At 59.1% G+C, this 25,119-nt stretch carries 17 protein-coding genes; 6 read left to right on the top strand and 11 right to left on the bottom strand.

Going from position 1 to position 25,119, the window contains the following annotated elements:
• Positions 1-761: 761 nt before the first annotated feature.
• The 3 genes from K8U03_25320 to K8U03_25330 form a co-directional block, all read right to left on the bottom strand.
• Entirely contained in the window at positions 762-2,060 is a 1,299-nt protein-coding gene (locus K8U03_25320; GenBank protein MCE9608219.1) for a 4-hydroxybutyrate CoA-transferase, read from the bottom strand.
• A 191-nt stretch (positions 2,061-2,251) separates the two neighbouring features.
• Entirely contained in the window at positions 2,252-3,562 is a 1,311-nt protein-coding gene (locus K8U03_25325; GenBank protein MCE9608220.1) for a hypothetical protein, read from the bottom strand.
• A gap of 59 nt (positions 3,563-3,621) precedes the next feature.
• Positions 3,622-4,518 (bottom strand): SgcJ/EcaC family oxidoreductase, encoded by an 897-nt coding sequence (locus tag K8U03_25330; protein ID MCE9608221.1) that lies wholly within the window; start codon positions 4,516-4,518, stop codon positions 3,622-3,624.
• A gap of 832 nt (positions 4,519-5,350) precedes the next feature.
• Here K8U03_25330 and K8U03_25335 point away from each other — a divergent pair.
• Together K8U03_25335 and K8U03_25340 are read left to right on the top strand one after the other, a co-directional pair.
• Complete coding sequence (locus K8U03_25335) at positions 5,351-6,052, top strand: hypothetical protein (protein MCE9608222.1); 702 nt, start codon at positions 5,351-5,353, stop codon at positions 6,050-6,052.
• 31 nt (positions 6,053-6,083) lie between these two features.
• The gene (locus K8U03_25340; protein ID MCE9608223.1) at positions 6,084-7,187 is read left to right on the top strand and encodes a SpoIIE family protein phosphatase; all 1,104 of its coding nucleotides are present in this window, start codon (positions 6,084-6,086) and stop codon (positions 7,185-7,187) included.
• Between the two features lie 24 nt (positions 7,188-7,211).
• Here the strand turns inward: K8U03_25340 and K8U03_25345 are convergent, their stop codons facing one another.
• From K8U03_25345 to cax, 7 genes are all read right to left on the bottom strand, one after another.
• Positions 7,212-7,886 (bottom strand): hypothetical protein, encoded by a 675-nt coding sequence (locus K8U03_25345; GenBank protein MCE9608224.1) that lies wholly within the window; start codon positions 7,884-7,886, stop codon positions 7,212-7,214.
• 110 nt (positions 7,887-7,996) lie between these two features.
• Positions 7,997-9,097 carry a carbohydrate porin gene (locus K8U03_25350; protein MCE9608225.1) on the bottom strand — a complete coding sequence of 367 codons (1,101 nt, stop codon included), beginning with the start codon at positions 9,095-9,097 and terminating at the stop codon, positions 7,997-7,999.
• Positions 9,098-9,508: 411 nt separating this feature from the next.
• Positions 9,509-11,002: an alpha-amylase gene (locus tag K8U03_25355; GenBank protein MCE9608226.1), complete on the bottom strand. Its 1,494-nt coding sequence runs from the start codon at positions 11,000-11,002 to the stop codon at positions 9,509-9,511.
• 26 nt (positions 11,003-11,028) lie between these two features.
• On the bottom strand, positions 11,029-11,814 hold the full coding sequence (locus tag K8U03_25360) for a DUF4239 domain-containing protein (GenBank protein MCE9608227.1): 786 nt from the start codon (positions 11,812-11,814) through the stop codon (positions 11,029-11,031).
• Positions 11,815-11,869: 55 nt separating this feature from the next.
• Positions 11,870-14,620 (bottom strand): glucosidase, encoded by a 2,751-nt coding sequence (locus tag K8U03_25365; protein MCE9608228.1) that lies wholly within the window; start codon positions 14,618-14,620, stop codon positions 11,870-11,872.
• A 735-nt stretch (positions 14,621-15,355) separates the two neighbouring features.
• Entirely contained in the window at positions 15,356-16,018 is a 663-nt protein-coding gene (locus tag K8U03_25370) for a VIT1/CCC1 transporter family protein (protein MCE9608229.1), read from the bottom strand.
• 48 nt (positions 16,019-16,066) lie between these two features.
• Positions 16,067-17,158, bottom strand: coding sequence for a calcium/proton exchanger (gene cax, locus K8U03_25375; GenBank protein ID MCE9608230.1), 1,092 nt, complete (start codon positions 17,156-17,158; stop codon positions 16,067-16,069).
• Positions 17,159-17,599: 441 nt separating this feature from the next.
• On the opposite strand from cax, the gene K8U03_25380 reads away from it, so the two are divergent.
• Both K8U03_25380 and K8U03_25385 read left to right on the top strand, forming a co-directional pair.
• Positions 17,600-18,775, top strand: coding sequence for a carbohydrate porin (locus K8U03_25380; GenBank protein MCE9608231.1), 1,176 nt, complete (start codon positions 17,600-17,602; stop codon positions 18,773-18,775).
• A gap of 424 nt (positions 18,776-19,199) precedes the next feature.
• Positions 19,200-20,528: a DUF2252 domain-containing protein gene (locus tag K8U03_25385; GenBank protein MCE9608232.1), complete on the top strand. Its 1,329-nt coding sequence runs from the start codon at positions 19,200-19,202 to the stop codon at positions 20,526-20,528.
• 160 nt (positions 20,529-20,688) lie between these two features.
• On the opposite strand, the gene K8U03_25390 is transcribed toward K8U03_25385, so the two are convergent.
• Positions 20,689-22,560 carry a patatin-like phospholipase family protein gene (locus tag K8U03_25390; GenBank protein MCE9608233.1) on the bottom strand — a complete coding sequence of 624 codons (1,872 nt, stop codon included), beginning with the start codon at positions 22,558-22,560 and terminating at the stop codon, positions 20,689-20,691.
• A 656-nt stretch (positions 22,561-23,216) separates the two neighbouring features.
• On the opposite strand from K8U03_25390, the gene K8U03_25395 reads away from it, so the two are divergent.
• Positions 23,217-23,384, top strand: a complete 168-nt coding sequence (locus K8U03_25395; GenBank protein MCE9608234.1) for a DUF1328 domain-containing protein — start codon at positions 23,217-23,219, stop codon at positions 23,382-23,384.
• Between the two features lie 329 nt (positions 23,385-23,713).
• Positions 23,714-25,108, top strand: a complete 1,395-nt coding sequence (locus tag K8U03_25400) for a SpoIIE family protein phosphatase (protein ID MCE9608235.1) — start codon at positions 23,714-23,716, stop codon at positions 25,106-25,108.
• Positions 25,109-25,119 lie beyond the last annotated feature (11 nt).

Here is a 25,119-nt window from a genome sequence, read left to right on the forward strand (position 1 = left end):
GAAAAGACCAAGCTTGATTCTTGAAGAAACTAACGCAACACTTGGTATCACGCGTGGGGGCAGGTCAGAACGGAACGGGGAATGGTGAGCACTAGAGGGCCCTCGAGGTTATCGGATTCCATGTTGCTACGTCGCAGACAAGGGAAGGAATCTACAGCGACTCCAGAGATCGGTTCGGACATCGCACCGCGAAGAATGGACGAGGAAGTTCGAAGAGCTAAGCGGCGCTCTCATAGATCTTGACGCGAAATCGCCTTGAATTTAGGCGCATGGTCGACGCGCGATATCGATCGCGGTTGACCACGAGACATTGCGACGGCGATCCGCGGGGTCGCGCCGTATCGGCCTCGATGAGACTGTTCGCGGCCGAACCGATGGCGATTCCGAATCGGCGCGCCTCCCTACATCGGCCAACTCAATCAATGACGCGATGCCGGTAGAGTCGGATCGCGATCGAACACTAGTTCGGGACGATCGCTTAAGCGAGTTGTGGATAAGTCAACCGGCTCCCAGTTCCGCATGAGTCGGATTGGCTCTTGTCCGGTCTCGGAATCCAGTCGTTGCCCGTGGTACGACGGACCGCCACGACCGCGCCAGTCGCCATCGCGCCCAACCGAATCAGCCATTGAGCCGGCTGAATTGAGCGTCTGACATCGGCGACGCATGCTTTCGCGCCCGATGGTCGAAAACGTCCGGCGTACAGTGTATGCGCGACGCCGAACGGCTCCCTTCGCAAAGCGGAACGTTTGTGAAAACGCTGATCAGTAAGAGGGACCGGAGTAATGACGGATGGCGCCGAGTTGCCGGCGCAGCTCCGCCCGAAAGTCCGGATGAGCGATTCCGATCAGTGCGTCGCCGCGCTGCTTCAACGACAGCCCATGCAAGTCGACCGCCCCGTATTCCGTGACGACCCAATGCACATGCCCGCGCGTCGTCACGACTCCTGCTCCCGGTGAGAGCTCGGCGACGATTCGCGATACACGGCCTTTCTTGGCCGTCGACGGTAGGGCGATGATCGCGAGTCCGCCGGGAGACAAAGCGGCTCCTCGCATGAAATCCATCTGACCGCCGATCCCTGAATAAATCCGATGGCCCAACGAATCCGCGCAGACCTGGCCCGTCAGATCGATCTGCAACGCGGAATTGATGGCGACCAGCCGGTCGATCTTACGCAACAGGTTCGTGTCGTTCGTGATGTCGGCGGGATAGAAGGCGACTTCGGGGTTATCGTCGACGAAGTCGAACAATCGCCGCGTCCCCATGACGAAGCTGGTCACGGTCTGGCCGGGATAGATTCGTTTGCGACGATTCGTGATGACTCCGCCCTCGACAAGATCCACGACGCGATCGGAGAACATCTCCGAATGGATGCCCAACTCATGCTTGTTGCCGAGACGTGAAAGGACTGCGTCGGGAATCGCGCCGATGCCGGTTTGAAGCGTGGCTCCATCTTCGATCAGCTTAGCGATCTGCTCGCCGACCGCCGCCTCGACCGGCGTCTCGACCGACGGAGCGTGTTCATGGAGCGGCCGATCGGTCGCGATCCAAGCGGCTAACGATTTGAACGGAACCGTGCTGTGCCCATGGGTCCGCGGCATTTGCCGATTGACTTCGGCAATCAGTAACGGCGCGCAATCGGCGGCGGCTCGGGCTACGTCGACCGATGTCCCTAATGAACAGAATCCATGCCGATCCGGAGGCGAGACTTGCAGCAATGCAGCATCCAAGCGAATACGGCCGCTGAGAAACAGGTTCGGTATGTCCGACAAGAACACCGGAATGAAATCCGCTTGGCCATTCTGAACGGCTTGTCGCACCGGTTCACCCGTGAATAGCGACACCGACGTCATTCGCTCGGCGCACGACGGATCGACGAACGGCGCGGGACCGGCCGTATGCATGTGATAGAGCCTCAGCCCAGTTAGATCCTTTCGTAGGCAGAGCGCTTCGAGCAACGGGGTCGGTGTCGCAGCGGCGCCGTGTACGAACACGTTCATACCGCTTTGAAGTCTTTCGACCGCTTCAGCAGCGGACACGGCCTCCCGCAAGCGAAGATTCATGATATCGCTTCAAACCTCTTGAGATATGAATCTGATTGATCGACGATAACATTCTCCGGCGAGCCCGCGTCGTCCGCTCGCTGCGAGAGCCGGCGAACGAAACCTATAGTATGGTCTCGTTCGCCGGCGTAATGTCGCTCGAAGCTCGCCTCGCGATGCACGAGCATAAACCTCGTTTCCAAGTCGTACGGCTACTTCGGCGGTTGAGGTTCTTCGAGCCTCACAAGCAGCAACTGCTGCGTTTGTCCGTCGGCGAAGTGAACGAGAGCGGGTGCCGTGTCCTGCGTGAGGTTGCCGATGCCCGTTTCCATGATCGGTCGTTGCTTACCTTTAACGCCCCACGCGGCGCGCTGGCTCGGCTTGTCGATCATCCCTTCGAGTGTCTGAGTCTCGTTCGTCGTTTTGTTGCTCAGCGTACCCGAGATCACGCCTTCCTTGCTCACGACGAGTTGCGCGAACAACGACGGCTCGCTACCGGTCTTCTGTCCGTCTTGCGTGATCGCGAACACGCCCAACGGCATCCACTCGGAATCTTCCGGCTTCGTTTGAGGCGCGGCTGCGGCGATCGCGTCGGCTTGCTGAGCATACTCTTCGGCAGTCGCGACCTGTTGGTCGCCGTTGTAGACGGCGTCGTCTTGGTAGTAGACGTTTTCGCCGTAGCTATACGAGGCGGGTTCGCTCGATCCGTAGCCGACCCATCCGCCGAGCGCCGCCCATGTGGCCCAGCGATAAGGGCGATTGACGCGCCACGCGGCCCAGTTCGGATGATCGCTCCAGAAGTCGAGCCGCGGGTGATTCTCGGTGACTTGGTTGCGCACCTCGTCTCGCCGCCCTTGTCGGTTCTGTTGCAACTCCTGGCGGTTCTCGACTCGATTCGGCCGGTTCTGCCCGAGATTCTGGCCAAGGTTCTGACCGCCGTTCACGCCGGGACGCGCAGCGATTCCCGCTCCAGCGCCTGAGCCGATGCCGGGAAGAGTCCCCGCCCCCGCGCCGCCGGCCGGTAACGTCGAGGCGCGGCCCGGTCCGGAGTCGCGCAGGAAGTCGGCTGCCGCACCGCCCCCGGCCGGGCGATTCACAGCGCCGCCACCGATGGCACCCGTTGAGGGGCGTGGGATGTCGAGAAAGCTGTTCAGTTGACCTGCGGAGGGACGGCCGCCGGCGGCGATCCCCGCTCCGGCTCCACCGGGACGAGCACCGGTCGATGGTCGCGGCGCACCGATGGCTCCAGTTCCAGGCCGCGCCGTGGAACCGCCACCGGGCCGTGCGCCGCCCGACGTCATTCCTCCACCGGGACTCGGCCGTGCGCCTCCGCCACCTAACGAGGGCGAGCGGCCTCCTCCGCCCCCGCCACCGCTGGGACGCGACATGCCGCCTCCCCCACCGCCACCCGCTCGACCTCCACCACCTCCGCCGCGACCGCCGCCGCCGCGAGCGAAGAGTTCATGATCCGTAAAGTAGAGTAGCGCCCCGGCGACCATCGAGAGGAGAAGGATTCGTTTCATGGTTTTGTCTGCTTGAGTTGAGTGGGGGTGTCGCTTGGATCGGCTGCGTCGGTCGATGCTCATTTACGGACGATTCGAACTTCATCGACGTTGGGGAGTAGTTCGCCGCCTGCGGTGCGCTCGATCGTCTGCCACGTGAATGAGTCGGCATTCAAGGGCTTGATCACGTTGACAGCGGACGCGGACCGGCCGTCCGCCAGTATTCCCTTATTGCGAACGAACCAACGGTCTTGCTTATAAGCCCAAGTGGCCTCGACGAAGCCGCCGTCGGAGTCGAAGGCCCACGAGCGAATCGCCTTTGCGGAAGCATCCCAGCCGATGATCTGCATTCCCGACATGTCGACGCGATCACCGACGGTGATCGAGAACGAACGCGTTAGGAAGTTTCGATTCTTCGTCCATTTGACTTCGGTTTCGATGCGAGCCTTGTCGTCTTCGTCGACCCAATCGCCAACCATCCATTCGAGCGCCTTGAGTTGCTCGTAATGCGACGGCGATTGTTGCTCCTCAGTGTCGTCGGTCACCCGGTCGAGCAGCCACTTGTCGTCGCGTTTGACGTAGACGGCCGTGTATTTCAACGTTTCAGCTTCTTCCTTTGGTGCCAGGAGCTTAACCGTTCCATACTCGACCGCCGCATTCGGGGAGAGGAGTCGGATCGACTCCGGATTCACCTCCAACTTTAAGTCCGGCTGAGCTTTGAAGATCGCCGTAAATTGCTCGGCGATCGCCAAGCGGCCGACGACTTCTTCGCCGGTCAAGCGGTTCGTGTACACGGCATCCGGCGACCAGAGGTCGGCCAGCGCCGGAGCGTCGTGCTTGTTGTAGGCCTCCACATAGGCGGCTACGGTCTTGCGAATGGCAACTTCGTCCGCGGGGAGCTGAATCGGCTCTTGTCCCCAGGATTTGCTTGCCAAGGGGCATGAGAGGGCGAGCAGACACAAAAGAAATCGTTTCATTTCGGAAACTCCTGATTCAGCATGGTTTGTTTCGATTGCGTTACATCGACCTTGAATTGATGGAACCTGCCGCCGAACTCGTCCGCCGCCGATGATTGACCGGAACTTTGAAACCTCTCGGGCACAAACGCCTCTTTGATTTGCTGATTCGCGCCGAATTGTTCCGCCTTTAGCCTCTTATGCCGGACGTACCGCATTGCATTTAACGCGCCGCTCTGAGAAAGCGGTGTCAGGAATCAGATGGACGTCGCGACAATGAACCGGCTTCCGAAGAATCACCATTTGCCGTAGATCGATGTCGCTAGTCCGTCGCAAGCGATTTCGGTGACTTATGCGATTCGTTGGATGCCGCCGTGAAGCCGAGCGAATCCTTTCAAAAGATGCGTTGGAGAGTCTGGAGACGGCCGCACGCCTCGCTCTCGGATGTGGGCGAAGCGGCGCAGGGAAGCGAGCCCTTTCGCACACGTCACGAACACCGAAGTGCTCGGGAACGCCGGCCCCCGTGACACAACCGAATGGAGCTGAAGCGAAGGGTCGTGCCCCTGGTGAAGTCCGACAATTGCCGTTCTGAGCCTCACTCCGATTGCGGGAACTCGGCTACCGGAATACCGACGGAATGAATGAAGATGGTTCGATCCGCCGGAGACATGCGACGTCACGATATTTGAATGGCAAGAGTTGCGTGCGTCGATTGATTCTTGATTCAAGCCATCTCGAAAATATCGGCAAGCACTACCGTGTCGACATCCTATGATGTTATTGAAGCACGAGCTTAGCTTGTCCGCCGTCGCTTCCGACGATTTCCCGTAGCGGCATCTTAGAAAAGGTGGATATGTCCACTTACATTCGATTGATCGTGCTCTCGATCGTTCTCTCGCTCACGGCCGAAGCTTCGGCCGGCGATCGTTACTTCGTCATGATTTTCGGCTCCGAATCGGTGCCGAAGCGAGCTCGCTATACGCACACTTGGGCAACCGTCGTAAAGGCGGCCGCTGAACCCGGCGACGAAGAAGCCTATACGCTCGAGTCGAAGACGATCTCCTGGATGCCGGCCAACCTAGTGATTCGGCCGCTCGCGCTGCGGGCCGAGCGCGGCGTCAATCTCGGTCTGCAGGCGACGATCCGCGATAGCGTGTGCAAAGGTGAGTGCGTCGCGATGTGGGGGCCTTATGAGATGAAGCCCGAACGGGGTGAGATCTTATACGAGCGCGTCGGCAAGCAAGTAGCCCGGCTCAACAGCGGCTGTGTTCTCTACAAGTGCGTCGATCCCGATACGGGACCGCGCTCGACCTATATCAGCAATTGCATTCACGCCGTGACCGATCTCGACCCTTACCTGCCCCGACCGGGATACAATGAACTTCAAAACTTCGGTATGGACGCGAGCCTGCACTTAGTACGGATCATCGCCGCGCGACACCCGTTCGCCCCGACCGTCGCACACGATTGGGTCGCGCAGGCGCTCGGCGTCGGCGATTGCGTGCAGCGCCGGGCGGCGCCGGTCATCGCACCCGCTTGCTACAACGCTCAATGACCTCGATCCAGAGTATGCGAAACAACTCACGATGATTCAGCCGATCAAATCCTCGGATGACCTAGCTTTCTCGTTTTTGCAAGGCGCTCCGCTCGCGATTCTCGCCGTCGATGCCCGCGGAACGTTGTCGTTCGTCAATCGGCAGGCCACGCAATTGTTCGGTTATTCCGAGCAAGAGCTGATCGGCTTGCCGGTCGAGGTGTTGATTCCGAAGTCGTATCGTGAAAGACACCCGGACCTGCTCCAGGCATACGTTCGAGAGCCGCATGCACGGGTCATGGGAGTCGGGCGCGAAGTACGAGCCGTCGATCGCCAGGGGCGCGAGTTTCCGGTCGAGATCGGGCTCACGCCGATTCATACCAATGCCGGGACCTACGTCGTCGCGGCGATCGCCGACATCACGATTCGTAAGCACATGGAGCGGGAAGTCACCGCTGCGAAGATCGTTCAGGAGGCGATGCTGCCGCGGTTCTTTCCTCAAACGAAGGGCTGCGAGATCGGTGGTGCCACGCGCTTCGCCGACGCCGCCGGCGGCGACTTTCTCGACTGCGTCGTCCCGCGTGAAGGAGAAGCCACGCTGATGATCGGCGACGCCAGCGGCCACGGCTTCGCCGCGGCGCTGGTGTCGGTCGCGGCGAAATCTTATCTCCGAGCGCTGAGCCGAACCTATCACGACCTAGGTGAATTGCTGACGCACGTCAATCAGCTGCTGCTGGAGGACTTAGCCGAAGGACGGTTCGTGACTCTGTTCGTCGGACAGTTGCTCGTCGCCGAACGTCGCTTTCGCTATGCGGGAGCCGGCCATGTCGGATACATTCTGTCGCATCGAGGAGAGTTGAAAAGCCAACTGATCAGCACCGGTCCGCCGCTAGGCTGGCTCGAAGACGCGGGCTATACCGTTGGAGAAGCGGCGGTCGAGCCGGGAGACTTCATCCTCTTGATGACGGATGGCATCGAAGAGAGCTTTGCTGAGGACGGCGGGAACTTCGGGCGAGATCGCATTTTTCAAACGATCGCTCGGCTGGCCGATCGCTCGGCCGCGGAGCAAGCTCAAGGGATTCTCGATGCCGTCCGTCGCTTTACAGGCGGAAAACAGCACGACGACATGACGGTCTTGCTAACGCGTTTGACGTGACGAAGCTCGGAAACAAGGTCGCGATCAACGCGAAGCGGTGGATGGAGTCGGGGAACCGGCGACCAGGAGATAGGCGCTGATCGTGAGCACCCAGGCCGGAAAGACCAGTGCGAGCCAAGCGAAATCCGAGACGACCAGCAACAGCACCAGTCCGCTCCCGAAGCCGAGATAGGAAATCCAACGCGAGAACACGGCCGTACGGAGTCCGATCGTCGAGGTGACGAACATAAACACGGCGGCCATTCTCAGCCCGAACGTCTGCATCAACGCATGGGCCGTTCCGCGGGCGACTCGATAGGCATCACTGTCGCTCGGCAGTCTGCCGTCGGCTCCGAACGCATCGAGCATGCCGCGCGAAACGGACACGGCGATGAAAAGCATGGCGACGAACATTAGTCCGCTGCCGAGAAAGACCGTCGCGAGGAGCCGATCTTCAAGCAAGCCGATGCGATCTCGCAGCACCGCCATGAACCAGAGAAACGCAAGCCCTGCAAACGGAACGAGGTTCAGCGCTAGGCGAATCCAACCTCGCATGGCGTCGTCGGTAAGCCAGACGCCGGGATCAGCGGGATCGGCCGGGACAGCCAGTCGAACGAGAACCAAGCACGCGATATAAAGCGACGCGAAAAGAATGCCGCTGATCGCCACGGCTCGGGGCGTGGCCGAGGAGTGGCGAGTTTCCGTCGTCGATCGGCTCATCGTGCCCGTCCGCGATAGGTTCGAACCGTTGCAGTTACCTGACTCGGCAAATATCCTTCGAAATGAAATCGCTCCGGAGGAAGTCCGATTTTTCCTTCGGCCCACCTCTCTTAGAACGACAGTCTAGCCCTGAGACCGACGACGAGCGCCGTCGCATTGTGCGATTGGGCGGGATCCAGAATCTGCAAGTCGGGCGTGATGTGAAACCAGGGTGTCACGGCGGCATTGTAGAACAACTCCACGCCATCCTCCGCTCCGATGCCGTGGAGCTTGAGGATCGGCAGGTGACTGACTCCGAGATGGTAGTAGCCCAGTCCGAACGTATCATTCTCACGCGCGCGAAGCGGGCTCGTTCCCACGAGCGTCAAATTGCCGAACCAGCGAATCGGATTCGGATTTCCATCCGTGAGGCCGACGTCGCTATTGAGAGTCCATTTGCGATTCGGATTTTCAGGATCGGCGTAGATCACCTGATCGAAGCGATAGGTCGCAGTCCAGGCTGAGTTCTCCGTCGGAAGCGTTCCTCCGGAGAGGATCGTATCGAGCACTAAGTAAGGATCGGTATCGAGGGCGGTCCGAGTCGCCGTGGAGTACAGGAAGCCCACTGCGCTATGCCCGGGCAGACCGAATCGGCTTGTCCTCTTCCGGTATTCACTATAGAGCACCACGCCGTTGGAAAACAAAGTCGAAAGCCCGCTGGTTGTCGGAGTGTAGTGGGTGTCGAGGAGATAGAAATTGAACACCGGCTCCACTTCGTCCCGAATCGTAAAGCCCGTTCCGAGGGTGCTGGGAATCAAATACGACCGGCTCAGGTTCGATTGCATCGCCGCGTTCATGAAATAGTTCAATCGCAAGCCTCGGGTATAGGCCGCGGGAGTACCGTCGAGCAAGTTGAGCTTTCCGAAGAATACGGAGACGTTTTCCGAGAGATCTTGCGTGTACTGCAGACCGGTGAGTGTCGTTAGGTCTCGGTTCGGCAACGGGAGCGCCATCGCAAAGTTCGACGGTGCGAACGAGCCGTCGATGCCGTTGCAGTCCGTGCCCAGTCGCGTCTCGCCGCGGAGATCGAGTTTGCCTCCCTGCCACAAGCCCATTTTCTCGGAGTCGAGATCGAGTAAGTAGTCGCCGCGACCGCCATACTCGAATCGCCGTGCGAGACCGCCGGCGGCGACGCCTTGATAGTACTGAGTGAGATCGCCGAAGAACGTCACGCCCGTGTTCGCTAGGCTGCTTCTTGCACCTAGCCGGTCACCGGTCAGATGGGCCCTCGATCGGAAGTCGCCTGCGTAAGATGAGGCGGGAGCCGGCGGCCGCGACGGTGCGTAGACGGGATCCGCCGGGCTCAACGCGTATCGGGAGGCGAATTCGAGATTCGATGATTCGATTTCCTCGGCGGCCAAGATCGTTCCGGAAACGAGCAACGACAATGCGGCAGCGAGAATTCGAAGACTGCGATTGTCGCCGCGCCGAAACCTCCCCACGATCGTCTCCCTGTGACCGCTCAATGGGCCTCGTCGGTAAAGAACTCTCTGTATCTTTCCCTCGGTTCGCTCCTATGGTTACGACGGAAAAATCGAAAGTTTACCGAATTTAACGGTGGTGCAGGCCGCCGGCGAACGACGCTATTTTTTTCCGTCGACCATGTTTGAAAGGCAAAACACCGAAGCCTGCCAGGGAGCATGATCTACGAAGAGCCCGGATCGCTGCAGATCGTCGCCGTTCCACTCATATCCGGCGGGGCTTAGTTGGTCCTGCAACAGCCATTTTTTGCCGGCGAGATCGGCATACGGCAGTCGAACATGACATTGGCTTCGATTGGAAGCGTAGTTCACGATCACGAGTATTCGCTCTCCGCCTGCTCCCTCCCAGCCGAAGGCGATAAAGCAGTCGTTCGTCCAGTTGCCGTCCCACCCCGGCGTGCATTCAAGCAATTCCCATCGGCCGTTGCGCAAGGTCGGCAGCTGCAAAACCTTCAGCAAGCCGTCGTAAAAGGCCGCCGACGTCTCATTCTTCGGCTCGTCGGGGCCGCGAACCAAATGCGGTGATATCCGTTTGAGACGACCTTCAAATTGTCCCTGATGAAAGAATCGGAGCCCAGGCGAGAGAAACGTCAGCACGGCCGCAGCCTGATGAACTTCGGGCGCAAAGGTCGCGGCGGCACGCGGTTCGTCGTGGTTTTCTAGGAACCTCGCTAATTTGTCTTGATAGTCGAGCCCGGCGCAAAAATGTTCGCGCACCGGACGAGCATGGCCTTCACGCAGGCGATCATAGAGTCGCTTGTCGTAGGCGTAATCGAAGCCTTGTTGCTGCAGCGTCCACTCCATGTCCCAGTAAACTTCCGCCATGAAGACGAAGTCGGAGACACGCTCGCGCACGCGCTTCGTCGCCGTCGGCCAGAACAACGGAGCGCGCGCTCCCCAAGTGCGCTCGAACACGTCGGGCAACACAAGCATCGCCATGTCGCAGCGTACGCCGTCGCACTGAGCGGAGATCTTGAGCAACTCACCGATCATCGCTGCTTGTAGCGCGGGGTTTGCGTAGTTGAGCTGTAAGGTGTCGGGCCAGCCGGAAAAATAGGGATCACGTCCGTAGGCCAGCAGAAGGTCGCCGCTTTTGCGCTTGACCCAGGTATAGTTCTGCGGTGCATGAGCGAGATCCAGTTCGGATCCGCAAATAAAGTAGTCAGGGTGTTCTTCAACCCACGGATGACCGAGACCCATATGATTGGGGACGAAGTCGAGCATGAGCTTGAGGCCGCGTGCGCGGAGCCGCACGCGAAGGCGCGCCAGGGCTGCATCGCCGCCGAGGTTTTCGTGAACGGTGTAGCCGGTGATCGCGAAACCCGAACCGGCGATGTCTTCTTCGCGCAGGTCCGGAAGCGTCTCGTGAAACTCGCGTCGCCATTCGGGATTGGCACACGAGACTTGTTGCGCGCCCGGTCCGGTTTGCCAAACGCTCAGCAGCCAGATCCAGTCGAAACCTTTTTGCGCTAGACGATCCAACTCCGCGTCCGGAATGTCGTCGAGCGTCGCCGATCGGCCCAGCTTTCGCGCGAGTTCCGTCAACCAAACTCGCGTATTGATCTGATACAGCAAAGGATACCGAGGTCCGGACATGCTCTTTCTCGCTGCGATGTTTCGGTTCAGGGGGCGTCGTTCATCGTTTTCCGCAAGTCGGTCATCGCCTGTTGATTGACCGTCAACATTCCCTCTTGCGGGCGATCAAGATCGGCTACGAGCGTAATCGTAGCGGCGAAGGCCAACACCAGCACGATGATCGCCGGCGAGCGATTGGATTTTGAAAGCCCTTCGCGATAGCCGACGCCCGCCATCGTCAACATCGTAACGAGATACAACGTCGCCCACAGAACGCCCGGGAGGCGACTCTGCAGACCGACGAGAATTCGTTTCGCGTGGATATCGATCGTCTCGTTGAGAGACTCGATAAACAGCCCGACGACGATCGAATTCGAGTGGCTTTTCCCGACCGCCTCCGCCTCTGTCCACAGCGCCTTGTGCAACTCGTCGGAACGACGAAGAACTCGTTCGACGTCACCGGTTCGAACCGCTTCGAGACGTTCGTCGACATACTCGGTCAACAGCTTGCGCACGATCGAACCATGTCCGTCGGGAAGCAGGCCGGCGCGGAGATACGTCGTGCCGATCGCGTTGGCTTCCTCCACGACGATCTGCCTGCGAGCATCGAAACGAGAAGCCGCGAGGCCGAACGTAAACGCAAGGATGAACGCCAACAGCCCCAAGGTGGCGGCGATGATCTCTCCGACCGGCGCTTCCTTTTCCTCAACGGAAGTACGACGCCGACGCCTGCCGAAGCGATAGCCGAGTTCGATCGAAACCAGAACGATCGCAATCACGGAGACGAACGATCCCCAAAGCGGCAAACGATCCAAGACTGCAAAGATAGCCATCGCCCTTCCCCGTCGATTGGATTTCGCAGAATGCAAAATCGCCTACCAAGTCGACTCACCGACTCGCCACCGGAGTCGTTTCGGAGTCGGGCTTGTGGGCTTCGAAGTACGCTTTCTTGCCCCCTCCCAGTAATGTTTCGGGGCTCATCGTCGCGAAGAGATGCAGCGAGCGAGCGACCACACCGGTCCAGCCGGTCTGGTGGTTGGCGCCGAGGCCGGCGCCGTTGTCGCCGTGGAAGTATTCGAAGAACTGGAGGCAGTCGCGCCAGTGCGGATCGTGCTGGAACTTTTCGGTGCCGCCGAACACGGGGCGCCGGCCGACCTCGTCTTTGAGGAAGATGGCGGCGTTGCGGCGCGCGATCTCTTCCGACACTTGATACAACGTCATCTGCCGGCCCGAGCCCGTCGGGCACTCCACGGTGAAATCGTCGCCGTAGTAGTTGTAATATTGCAACAGCGCTCGCACGATCAGCGTGTTAACCGGCATCCAGATCGGGCCGCGCCAATTCGAGTTGCCGCCGAACATTCCGGAGTCGGATTCCGCCGGCAAGTACGATACGCGGTACTCTTGTCCGCCGGCTTGGATGACGTACGGATGCTCCGCATGGATGCGCGACAACGAGCGAATGCCGAACTCACTGAGGAATTCGTTTTCGTCGAGCATCTTCGCCAGCACGCGGCGGAGTTTGGTTTCATCGAGAATCGAGGCGAGCCGGCGACCATTGACGCCGGGCTTGAGAGGGTCGTGAATCTCTTCTCGCAACTCGGGCCGCGCTTCGAGGAACCAACGAAGCCGTTCGCCCACTTCCGGGTACTTCCTCATCGCCTCACCATCGAACGAAGTCGCCGCGCAGAGCGGCAAGAGTCCGACCATCGATCGCACCTTCAAGCGCTGCGAGCTGCCGTCGGGTAACCGAAGCACATCGTAAAAGAACCCGTCTTCCTCGTCCCACATTCCCGTGTCGCCGCCCATGTGCCCCATCGACGAGGCGATCCAGAGGAAGTGTTCCGTGAATTTCAGCGACATCTCCACATATTCCGGATCGGTCAGCGTTAGCTCTACGGCGATCTCAAGCATGTTCTGACAGAAGAGCGCCATCCAAGCGGTCCCGTCGGCTTGTTCGAGATAGCCGCCGGTCGGCAGCGGTGCGCTGCGGTCGAACACGCCGATGTTGTCGAGCCCGAGGAAGCCTCCTTCGAAGACGTTTCGTCCGGAGCGGTCCTTACGATTGACCCACCAAGTGAAATTCAAGAGCAACTTTTGAAAGCAGCTCTTGAGCCATTCGCGGTCTCCCTCTCCCTTCTGGGCCCTTTCCAAGCGATAGGTGAAGATCGTCGACCAAGCGTGCACCGGCGGGTTGACGTCGCCGAAGTTCCACTCGTAGGCCGGCATCTGGCCGTTGGGATGCATGTAGCGCTCGCGCAACATCAGCTTGAGTTGCTGCTTGCCGAAGTCGGCGTCGACGAGCGTCAGCGCGATGACGTGGAACGCCAAGTCCCAAGCGGCGTACCAGGGATACTCCCACTTGTCGGGCATCGAGATGATGTCGCCGTTGTACATGTGGTGCCAATGCTCATTGCGAGGGGCCGCCTTACGCGTCGCCTTGAACGGATCGGACCCTCGTTCCTCCAGCCACTTGTCGACGTCGTAGTGGTAGAACTGTTTGCTCCAGAGCATGCCGGCCAGCGCCTGCCGCATAAGGTCGGCTTGATCCGCATTGAGCGACTTCGGCGTGATCGCAGCGTAGAACTCGTCGGCCTCTTCGCGACGGGTTTTTACGATGTCATCAAACTGTGCGAATAGGTCGGAAGCTTTCCCGTTCTTCGGTGCCGTCGGTATCGGAGCGCTCGCACTGAGACGAAGCCGAACAGTCTTGCTTTCTCCGGCTCCGACGGTCAAACGAGAGTGCGCCGCGACCTTGGTTCCCTCCTTCTCCGGGTTCACGGCATCTTGCTTGCCGTGGACGATGTAATTGTTGATTCCATCTTTCACGTACGGAGTCCGATTCGCGACGCCGAAGATTTGCTGAGTGTTCGTTTCGTTTTCCGTGAAGAGCAGTTCGACGTCGCCTTCGCAGTAGAGATAGCGTGAACCTAAAACCGGATCAATCGCCTGAACGACGTTCGCGCCGGCCCCCTCTGCTACCCGTAGCCGAGGACGATCGGGAGCACCGTGCCATGACCATTGATTGCGAAACCAGAGCGTCGGCAAGAGGTGCAATTCGGCCGCTTCCGGTCCCCGATTGTGAACGGTGACTTGAACGAGAATGTCTTCGGGCGACGCTTTGGCATATTCGACGAAGACGTCGAAGTACCGGTCGTCGTCGAACACGCCCGTGTCGAGCAGTTCGTATTCCATCTCGTTGCGTCCGCGCCTGCGGCTCGTATTGACCAAGTCTTCGTATGGATAAGCGGCCTGCGGATACTTGTAGAGGTACTTCATGTACGAGTGCGTCGGCGTACTGTCGAGGTAGAAGTAATATTCCTTGACGTCTTCGCCGTGGTTGCTCTCACCGTTGGTCAGGCCGAACAGCCGCTCCTTAATGATCGGATCGTTGCCGTTCCAAAGGGCAAGCGCAAAGCAGAGTCGCTGTTGATCGTCGGAGATTCCGGCCAAGCCGTCTTCACCCCAACGATAAGCGCGCGAGCGCGCCTGGTCGTGCGTGAAGTAGTTCCAGGCGTCGCCCCCTTCGCTATAGTCTTCGCGCACCGTTCCCCATTGCCGCTCGCTCAAATAGGGGCCCCACTTTTTCCAAGGGGCACTCTTCTCTCCAGCCTCATCGAGACGTCGTTGTTCGGCGGTCATGGCATTCCCTGCGATGCTCTAAGTTGGCAGACCAAGTAAATGTTTATAGTGCCCGGGGATTGGTTGCAAATCGGTCGTCTCCGTAATTTCAAACGGCTGCCGATGCTCCCAGGCGTCTTGAGTCGAGGGCAGGGTCCAATAGTTCCCCTCACGATCAAGGACGACCCATTGCCGTTGCGACCGATCGACGAAGATTACGGACGGCATTCGCTTGGGATCCTTCAGCATAGTTCGCTCCATCGGGATCGCGAGCGCGCTTTCGCTCTCCGACACGGTTATCAATTAGTCGGACGAGATGAGAGGTGTGCTCCGAAGCGCGACGATCCCTTCAGTCGTTCGCATATTCACAGACGAGACGAATGCCGTTCCATCCGCAAGTCGAGTGCCGCGGTGCGTGATTCACAGATTCTCCGCCGGTTATCCGTCGCCGAGAAGCCGGAGAATCCTGTCATCGCCGTCAAACCCTTCGAAACCGATGCGCAAATAGCCGTCGAATCGTCAGGCAGCGTCCGATCAATAAGTCCCCTCGACGAGGTTCGGCACGGTCTCGATTTCGTCGTCGGAGGCTCGCTTACTTCCTCAGTGCGCGCCATAACGCACATCTATGGGCGCGCTTGCACGGCCCGAACGCGCATTCACGCTATGGGTAATTCGAAGAGTACGTGGAGCGAAATATTCACGGGCGACGAAGCGAGCCGAAGCACCGTTAGCCCCGAAAAAGGCCAAGGCGCCGCCTCATCCTCCCAACGCCATGGCAAGTGCGACGAGAAAGCATCCTAGAGCGATCATCGAAATGCCGATCAGCCACGGTCGGCGCCCGACGCACTTTCCATAAGCTAATCCTGTCAAGAACAGCAGCAGGATCGCAACGACGTTCGAGATTCGCAGTGCGACCTCGGCATTGCCGATGAAAAGAAACGGGAGCGCCACCGGAAAAGTTGACAGGCTTACCAAGAGAAACACGCCGAGCGCGCCGAACCAGTCTTCCCGATCCAAGCGCGCCGTGTCCGGCGGCTCCGGAAGCCGCTGCAGCCGTTGATGCATCGTTTCGAGTTCCGCCGGCTGCAAGATCGAGGCGACCACAGGTGGCAAGGCTTCCGTGATCAGCCGCCGTGCGTCTTGTGGATTCTTCGCGCTGCGCACCGCGCGAAACACCGCCAGGTTGCGTCCCGTTTCGGAGAGGCAACTCATGAGATACAGAATGCCGTCGATGATCCCCCAGACGAAATTGCACCCGAGCGCACCGATGAGCATGGTCCGGACTTCCATTCGGTCGGCTTCGGCGACGCTCAGCGAACCCGTGAACGTGAGAACCATGATCAAGCCGAACAGCACCTCGGCGATCCTATCGCTCGGTTCGAGCACGCGTTTGTTCTTTTTCGCGGATTCTTTGAGCATAAGTTTCGCGAGCTACTGCGTGGTCTCGATGCCGAAGCGCCGGCTCTTTCACTGGACGTGCGGTGGCATGAGATAGAGCGTCATGGCGAAAATCAGATAAACCATCAGTAGCAGAATGCCGACGAACCACGCCGAACGGCCGCTATTGGTGACTAATGCGGCGGTCATCGTGGCTACTAGAATCATCACCACAGCGCCGGGCCAGAATTGCAAGTCCATCGGGGTCGGTCCGACGACATAACTAAGCAATACGAGCGCCGGGGCGACGAACAGAGCGATCTGCGATGCGCTACCTAAGGCGATTCCCACACTCAGATCAAGCCGATTCTTTCGCGCGCCTCCGAAAGCCGCCCCCATCTCCGCCGCACCGCCGACGATCGCCACGACGATGAACCCGACGAATGCCGGCGTCATCCCGAATGCCTCGGCCGCCTTCTGAACGGACTCGACGAAGATTTCACTCACAAGCGCGACCAGCAACGTTACACCGGCCAACGTGCTTAGGGCCAGGCCCATCGGCCAAGCTTCGTCTTCTTGTTCGCCGTGCTCGGCGCTTGCAAAAAACTCTCGGTGAGTCTTCAGTGAAAACAACATTCCCAGGCCGTAGGTGATGATGAGCAGCAAGGCCAAACCCAAGCTCAGCTTCTCGCTGAATGCAGCCGACCTCGTGTCGGCATGGGAAATCGCCGACGGAATCATCAACGCGATCGTCGCCAGAAACAGCATGCCCGCCAGCAGTCGGGCGTTAGCGCGATTGTATTCCTGAACATGATGCTTTAGTCCGCCGAGAAAAAAAGACATGCCCAGCACGAACAGCGTATTGGTGACGATCGCACCGGCTACCGACGACTTGACCAATGCGTACTGGCCCGCACGCAAGGCGGCGAGCGCGATGACCAGTTCCGTCAGGTTTCCCAAAGTCGCGTTGAGTAATCCGCCGACGGAGTCGCCCGTCTTCGCCGCCACGGACTCCGTAGCGCGACTCAGCAGCGCTGCCAGCGGCACGATGGCACATACCGAGAGCAAGAAAAGCGACGTGTGCGAGTCGGGCCGGAACTTCGCCGCTCCGAACACGATGGGGACGAACGCTAAGAGCCACAGTAGAGGGTTCCGGCGAAATTCATTAAGAAGCGGTTTCATGTCGTCATTTTCGCCTCGCTTGAGATCGCTCGGGCCGGCTTGAGACACGTTGCGGCGGCATCCGATCAGTCACTTTCCCGTCGACTGCGAGGCTGCCGGCGTTCAAGCTAGCAGTCGGTAATCGCCGATGATACCGATAACTAGTTCTTTGTTCGAGCTAGGGCTTGGGTAGCGGATTGCAATTAATCCGACGCGACGCGCGGGCTGGGAGCCCGCATCATGCGAGCATTCTCGATTCTCATTCGCCGCTCAAGTCGCGTCGTCGTCGCACTGTTGATCGCCGTCGCAATCGCCCCGTTAGCTCGGGCTCAGACGACGCACGACCCGAACGGATCAACGACGTCGCACGGTAACCTGCGAGTTTCGTCTGTGCAGCGTGTCGGGTTCGATCGCACGAATGAGCCGGTACTCGATGACTCCGCTTTACCTTTCCGCGGATCCATGAGCGAGCGATCCAAGCTCGCCGGCGATTGGGGCGGACGGCGTGCCGATTTGCGGGCCGGCGGCGTCACGCTCGATGTCAGCACGACGCAATTCTATCAAGGCGTCGCGACCGGTGGATTGGAGCAGGCATTTCAATACGGCGGACGCAATGACTACTTCTTGAATGTCGACGGAGAGAAGGTCGGGCTCTGGAGCGGCCTCGCGGTGACGCTGCACGCCGAAACCCGCTACGGCGAATCGGTGAACTCGATTGCCGGAACGCTTATGGCACCGAATCTGATGTCGGCGTTTCCGCTGCCGAGCGGGACAGTCACCGCTCTGACCAATGTCACGTTCACGCAGTCGTTTTCGGAAGCTTTTCAGGTCTTCGCCGGCAAGCTCAATACGATGGACGGTTCCGAGCAACCGCTGACCGGAGCCGACAACTTCAACGGCTTTCAAAACATAGCGATGCTCTACAACCCCGTGTTTGCGCGCACCGTCCCGTACTCGACGTTCGGTGCGGGGTTCGCTTATCTGAAAGACGACGAGTCGGTGTTTTCGGTGACCGTCTACGACACGAACGATACGACGACCGTCGGCGGCTTCAACACCTTCCTCGACAACGGCGTGACGATCTACGCGGAACTTAATGCGTCAACGAACTTCTTCGACCTACCCGGTCACCAGGGGATTTCGGGAACCTACAGCACCGGCACCTATACAGACCTAACACCGACGGCCTACCTCGATCCGATTGCGGGCCTGATCGTTGCATCCGCTCCACGGACAGGCTCTTGGTGTTCGGCATACAACTTCGATCAAGCGTTTTACGTCTCACCCGAAGACCCGAATCAAATGTGGGGCCTGTTCGGCAACTTCGGCATCGCGGACGACAACCCAAGCCCCGCTCGATGGCTCGCCAGTGCCGGACTCAGCGGGACCGGTGGGATCGCGGGACGAAAAGGCGATTCCTTCGGCTTCGCATATTTCTACTTAGGAGTGAGCGACTCCTTGAAAAACCTAGCTCCTCTTTTGCTGCCGTTGCGAGACGAGCACGGCATCGAACTGTACTACAACGTGGCACTAACGCCTTGGTGCCGGATCACACCGGATCTGCAGACGATCACTCCGTTTCGCGACCGAGCGGAGACGGCGTTGCTTGTCGGGTTACGAGCGAGAATTGACTTCTGAGAAGTGCGGCAGCGACAGCGATTGAATTCGCAAGATCAACGCTCCCAATCCGACGATCGACATTGCAACGCGACGGCCTCGTGGTGGGGCTCTGAGTCAGACTTTCGTTTTGACTGATTCCCCGCCGGAATCAGCGCAATTGAAAGACAATCGGGCCGTCGGAGCTCCATCCAAAAATTGAGAACCGGCCGATCGAGATTCTCGAGAGAGCCGGCCGCAAAACAGTTGACGATTGTTCCACCGGTCAATGGCTTCTAGCCAGCCGCGAACTACACTGGTTGAAGACGAAACAACACCACCATGAAGAGGCACCACTGTGGCAAAGTCGCGCAAAACAGCGGCACGCGAGGGAGACGAAGCCGAGCGTCCGCTTGAGACCAGTCCCTCGCTTAAATCACATCCGACGCTGGAGGAGCTTTATGCGATGGGCAAAAGCCTGCGCGAAAAATGCCCTCGTCAGGCGCACGCGTCTTGGGAGGCGCTGGACCATCGCGCGGATCCCGTCGACTTGATGCTGGAGTCGAACGCGGGACGCATCCCCCAACTGATCCCGGTTCGTCATGGCCGTATGATGAGGTCGCCGTTCACGTTCTTTCGTGGTGCGGCGCTGAACATGGCCGCCGACCTGGCAGGCACTCCCTCGACCGGCCTTCGCGTTCAGGCCTGCGGCGACTGTCATCTCATGAATTTCGGTGCGTATGCGACGCCCGAGCGCCGTGTGATCTTCGACATCAACGATCTCGACGAGACCTTGCCGGCACCCTGGGAATGGGACGTCAAGCGTTTGGCCGCCAGTTTCGTGCTGGCTTGCCGCGACGACGGCTTCAGCGAAGACACGGCCCGCGATGCCGTGTTGAACTGTGTCCGTTCCTATCGCGAGTCGATGGCGGAATACGCGGAAATGCCGACCCTCGACGTGTGGTATGCCAACATCGACGCGGAAGATCTGATCCCGACGATCCGCGACGAAGAAGCTCGCAAGCGTTTCGAAAAGCGCCTGGAGAAAGCCCGGCAGCGGAGCGTGTTGGAACACGAGTTTCCGGAACTCACCACCACCGCCGGTCTGGCCCCGGAAATCAGAGACAATCCGCCGCTGATCTATCATCCGCGCGAGATGGGGCACGAAGAGCAAATGGTCAACGTCCGAAAGGCCTTTGCCCGCTATCGAGAGACGATGCAAGAAGATCGGCGTCTGCTGCTCGATCGTTTCAAGCTCTTGGACTTCGCCATCAAAGTAGTCGGCGTAGGCAGCGTCGGAACTTACTGCGGCATCATTTTGCTGATGGCGAGTGAGCACGATCCTCTGTTCTTGCAGTTCAAACAGGCGCGCCCTTCAGTCCTCGAAAAGTACGCAGGCAAGAGTCGGCATGCGAACGACGGCGAGCGCATCGTACACGGCTGTCGAATGATGCAATCGGCCAGCGATTTGTTCCTGGGTTGGACTGAAGGAGAAGCCGGTCGGCATTTCTACATTCGCCAACTCAAGGATATGAAAATCAAGCCGATGGTCGAGGTCTTCACGCCCGGAGTGATGCTGGAGTACGCCGAGTTGTGCGGCCGGACCTTGGCTCATGCTCACGCTCGCTCCGGCGAACCCGCGAAAATCAGCGGGTATCTCGGTGACGGCGATAAGTTCGATGAAGCGATCGCCGATTTCTCGCATGCCTATGCCGATCAAACGGAGCGCGACTACGAAGTGTTGTTGCAGGCGGTGCGCGCAGGGAATTTGGAGGTCTTTGTCGAAGAGACGTGAACGACAAGCCTCCTGAAAGGCGGAGTGGCGTCGTTGATCGGCCGATACCGTTGCGAAGAACGATCACGCTCGACGGCAAGTGGCTTTTTAGGATCTTTTCGCGTGATCGCCGCCCGCTCGCCTGCTCAAGATGTATTCGGCGCGCACATTCTCCCTCGTTTCAGCGAGAGCTCACGCTCGGAGCGTGATTGGCGGCGAACAATTTCGGGTCGAGTTTGGTAAGCATCCCTTTGAGTCGGTCGATCGCCCCTTCGGTCGCTTGTCCGCCGATGACGGCCATTTCGTCGGCACGGGTGAACTCCGAGAGGTCGAACGATGTCACGTCGGGCGCGATGACGCAATCGGCCGGTTCGACTCCGACCGCGTTCATGCTGTGGTTCTGGATCATGGTTTGCCGCATGATCACTTGAATCGTCGAGAAGGCTTTGCTCACGGCTCCGGTTCGCTTGCTGCGGATACCCATAAAATCTTTTTCTAGTTTCGCGGACACGGTCGACGCGATGACGAAGTTGCACCCTTTGGCGACTAAGACGTTCGCCGGAACGTTATTGAGTAAGCCGCCGTCAACGACCGCTTGTTCGGAGCGCACGATCGGCAGCGAGAGCGGGGCCAAGTTGATGCTCTCTAGGATATTATGCACGGCATCGCCTGCGTCTCGCACGAGCGGAATTCCCTCGACCAAGTCGACGGCCACCGTGTACATAGGAATGACCAACTGCTGCATTCGCAGGTCGTGCAAGTATTTGCGCAACATCGGATCGAATTTGTTGCACCGGTACTTATAGAGCAGATACCAGTACCCGCCGGCGGGAAGCTGCCTAAATAACCACGAAGGCAGCAAGTCTTTCATGAACGATCGAGTTGCGTGTTCCGGGCTCATGCCTGAAGCGTAGAGAGTTCCCGTCATCGCCCCCGCGCTGGTGCCCGCCAGCATGTCGACGAAGATTCCGTTCCGCTCCAATGCATCGAGCACGCCCAAATGGGCCATGCCGCGCGCGGCTCCTCCGCCCAGTGCCAAGCCGATTTGCACGCCGCGTAAGTGATGGACGATTCGTTCGATGCCCTGCTGCAGCAGGCGGCCCTGATTCGGCTGCGGCTTGCCTGAATACGTCTTGAAGTCGCGGGACGCCAACTCATCGAGTTCCGCGACATTCGGAGGTGCCGGAGCGTCGCAATCGAGGATCCACACGATGCGAACCTTTTCGCGCAATCGCGGCGAAGACGCCTGCAGGGCCTGCAACTGCCGCACGGCGGTCGTCGCATCTTGCGGCTGGATGCACCACAGCACGATATCGGAGTAACTCATCGCTCGATTGAGTTCGTCGAACGAGCGACCGGCGCCGAGGTCGACGAATATGCGCCCGTACGACGCCCACTCTTTCAGAATTCGATTGACCCCCTCTTGACCGACGAACACGTCGTTCTCGTAGAGAAGTCGGTGCGGAACGCCCTCCTCGAACTTTCCTGCTTCGTCATCACCCGCCACGCACGGCGATTCGCCGAGTTGTTGCAACCGTCGTACCAAGCGGCCCGTTATCGAGCGGCTGGCGACGGAGTGATGAACGACTCCGACGACGGTCGGTTTAGGAAGGTCGCGGTCGACCGTCACCAACTGTTTCACGATGCCGGCCGCGACGCGAAACATCGTGAGTTGAAACTCGGCATGCTTGGACGACAGTCGGAGGAGCTCGTCCAAGGTCAACCGTACGACGGTCGACTGCTCAAGGGCTTCGACCCGCAAATGCGACCGGTCGGGCAACAGGACGGAGAATAGTCCCACAACGGAGCCGCGACCGAAAACATCGTGACGGATTTGTTTGCCGATGCGGTCGAAGAGCGAGCCCGCCAGTCGTCCGGTGACGACGAAGTAAACGTGATTGATCTCCGCATCTATTTCGATGACGACCTGTCCCGGCTGGAACTCGATCAACTCACCCGAGGCGGCGATGTCTTGAATCACTTGCTCTGGAAGCCCGCGAGCCCAGTCCAAACGCTGGAGTTCGGTTCGGATCCGAGGTCGGTCGAACTCCATGGGAACACCTCGTAGGCGCGCTCGATCACATTGCAGTAATCTGCGCTAAAAAATGATGCCGAAACGGCTTAATCGCATGAGTCTAGCCGATAGCACTCGAAAAGACACCTCGCGCTCAATCTCACCGCTACCGGAGTGACCTACACATTCGTATCGGTACGCGATGGCGTCGCCGGTCACGAACAAGAAGTTCGCAAGCAACGAGGGCATCTGATAGAAGAGGACTTGGGCCGGGCCCGCCAAGCCTCGATCGATCGTCGGGCCGTCATGACCTTGCGCAACCGGCACGGCTTGGTAGATGCGGTGGAACAGCCTCGTAGCTGGAGCAGCCGGTAGCCGATCGGCGGACATGATCGCTTGCATAAGTCGCGGCCGGCGCACGAGCATCGCAAGTGCCGAAGCCTTCCTCGTTGCTGAGGCGACTCGATCACTTGCTCTTGAACTGTTCACGCAAATCCTTTTGCCAAGGAGTCGCTTCGGCACATCGCTTGCGTTGGTTCCATGACGACGTGAGGCATCGCAGATGAAAGTGCCCGTAAGTGAAATAGCAGCCGCACCCTTTGAAAGTCGCGGTGTGCGGTTTTTGCTCCTCTCAGTGCGAAGTCGCGCGCTTAACCACCCGTCTCTAACTACGCCTAAGTCGAAAAGAGGTCGTTATGTTGCGTTATGCTTTGATTTTTCTCGTGATCGCTTTGCTTGCCAGCGCCTTCGGCATGTTCGGTCTATCGGGCGTCGCGATGGAAGCCGCGCGGATACTCTTTTTCGTGTTCTTGGTGATGCTCGTGATTTCTTTGTTTTCTGGGCGACGAGGCTCAAAGGTTTAGCGGCCTCTTGATCCATTGCCTCCGGCGCCACACTGAGTCGCTTCGACCTCCCTTCTCGGCTTCTGCCTAAAGATGTGCACGTTGGCTTCGAATCGACGAGAATCGCTTCCGGCGTTGAACTGAATTCGCGGCTCGAAGCGATGCGGGAGTTGATCGAAGCAGGTGCGAAGAGCGACGAGATGCTACTGCGAGGATACGTTCTCCAGTCGCGTGATCGCGATCGATGGCAAGTACGAGAGGATTCCGTGTTCTACAAAAGTCCGTTCCGTTTATTGCCTGGCTCTGTGCGGGGGCAAGTCGCCGTGGTTCTGAACGGAACCTTACTGGTCTTGTTTCTTGCATTTCTCGTTTACGATTACGGCAACGATTCCGCCGATCGGTTGGAACTGAATCTTCGAGCGCTTGATGAACAGGCCCGAATTCTGATGCCCGCCGTTTTGAACTCGACCGGAAGCGAAACTAGCCGACTTCAAGACTATCTCGCCGATACGCACCGCCGCATGGAGGCGACTCATCCGGACGAGCACATGGTTGCCGTCGATGCGAACGGGAGGTTCACCCAGATCGGAGTTTCCCTTCAGGAAGAAGAGCGAGTCGCCGCCGAACTTCGAGAAATCAGCACGACCGGCAGCCGTTTCGTCGAGATCGAAGGACAAGCGTATCTAGTCGGCCTCTACCACGAAGCTACGACGATCGTTTACGTGGCTGAGGATTTGAGAGACGTTCGCGCGGCGATTCGTGCCGACCTCAAGCGGCACGTCGTCGGCGTCGCGGTCGCGCTGCTGTGCGGGGTCCTGGTCATCAATTGCGTTCTCTGGCTAGCGTTTCATCGGCCTCTGGCGACTCTCACTCACGCGGTCGCCAAGATCGGTTCCGGAAAACTCGGATTGCAAATCGACCGGATCGGTACCACCGAATTCGACGTGCTGGCTACTGCGATCAATGGAATGAGCCATTCCCTGGCCGAAGCCGATCGCGCGCAGGCGGCGCAGATGCGGAAGGCTCGAACGATTCAACGACATTTGCTGCCGGCTCGGATGCAACTGGAAGGCTTTACGATCGCACATCATTTCGAACCGGCGGATTCGATCGGCGGTGACTACTACGACTTGTTTCCGTTGGAGGATGGAAGCGGCCTGTTTTGCATCGCGGACGTCACCGGCCACGGCGTGTCGGCCGCCCTGGTCGTCGCGATCGTCAAGACGATCTTAATCAATGCCGTGGAGCGATGCGGCGACCCGGGCGAAGTCATGGCCGAGGTCAATCGACGTTTGAATGCCATGGACATTCCGGACATCTTCGTCAGTATGGCGCTGGTCCGACTTCGCCCCGGTTGTAAGGAATTGGAATACGCCGGCGCAGGACACCCTCCCGCTTTGATCATCGGTCCAGACTCGTCGGTTCGTAAGTTGGAATCGATGGGGCCCTTATTGGGCATCGGGATCGATTTTGAGTGGACGACCGAACGGACTCCTTTCGCCCGCGAAGATCGCTTGCTGTTATTCACCGACGGCGTGACGGAGACGTCGAGTCCCGTTCAGGGGCTGTTCAACCTGAGTCGACTGCAAGAGGTCGCCCTGGCGTCGCGACGTGGATCTCCGGCGGAAGGAGTGGAGGCGATCGTTACGCAGTTGGCCGAGTACCGAGCGAGTTGCCCGCCGGACGACGACGTGACGTTGATGCTCATCGATTCGAACTGTGATGGCGCGCGCAACTCGGCTTAACAGGCTAAACC

It is taken from the genome of Planctomycetia bacterium (assembly GCA_021413845.1).
In the GTDB taxonomy this organism is placed as follows: domain Bacteria; phylum Planctomycetota; class Planctomycetia; order Pirellulales; family PNKZ01; genus PNKZ01.

Bases quoted from the DNA above. Each gene is read 5' to 3' on its own strand.
- K8U03_25365 (MCE9608228.1), bottom strand. From the start codon at position 14,620: ATGACCGCCGAACAACGACGTCTCGATGAGGCTGGAGAGAAGAGTGCC.
- K8U03_25370 (MCE9608229.1), bottom strand. From the start codon at position 16,018: ATGCTCAAAGAATCCGCGAAAAAGAACAAACGCGTGCTCGAACCGAGC.
- K8U03_25345 (MCE9608224.1), bottom strand. From the start codon at position 7,886: ATGAGCCGATCGACGACGGAAACTCGCCACTCCTCGGCCACGCCCCGA.
- K8U03_25360 (MCE9608227.1), bottom strand. From the start codon at position 11,814: ATGGCTATCTTTGCAGTCTTGGATCGTTTGCCGCTTTGGGGATCGTTC.
- K8U03_25380 (MCE9608231.1), top strand. From the start codon at position 17,600: ATGAGCGAGCGATCCAAGCTCGCCGGCGATTGGGGCGGACGGCGTGCC.
- K8U03_25390 (MCE9608233.1), bottom strand. From the start codon at position 22,560: ATGGAGTTCGACCGACCTCGGATCCGAACCGAACTCCAGCGTTTGGAC.
- K8U03_25385 (MCE9608232.1), top strand. From the start codon at position 19,200: ATGGGCAAAAGCCTGCGCGAAAAATGCCCTCGTCAGGCGCACGCGTCT.
- K8U03_25395 (MCE9608234.1), top strand. From the start codon at position 23,217: ATGTTGCGTTATGCTTTGATTTTTCTCGTGATCGCTTTGCTTGCCAGC.
- K8U03_25320 (MCE9608219.1), bottom strand. From the start codon at position 2,060: ATGAATCTTCGCTTGCGGGAGGCCGTGTCCGCTGCTGAAGCGGTCGAA.
- K8U03_25355 (MCE9608226.1), bottom strand. From the start codon at position 11,002: ATGTCCGGACCTCGGTATCCTTTGCTGTATCAGATCAATACGCGAGTT.
- K8U03_25335 (MCE9608222.1), top strand. From the start codon at position 5,351: ATGTCCACTTACATTCGATTGATCGTGCTCTCGATCGTTCTCTCGCTC.
- K8U03_25340 (MCE9608223.1), top strand. From the start codon at position 6,084: ATGATTCAGCCGATCAAATCCTCGGATGACCTAGCTTTCTCGTTTTTG.
- K8U03_25325 (MCE9608220.1), bottom strand. From the start codon at position 3,562: ATGAAACGAATCCTTCTCCTCTCGATGGTCGCCGGGGCGCTACTCTAC.
- cax (MCE9608230.1), bottom strand. From the start codon at position 17,158: ATGAAACCGCTTCTTAATGAATTTCGCCGGAACCCTCTACTGTGGCTC.
- K8U03_25330 (MCE9608221.1), bottom strand. From the start codon at position 4,518: ATGAAACGATTTCTTTTGTGTCTGCTCGCCCTCTCATGCCCCTTGGCA.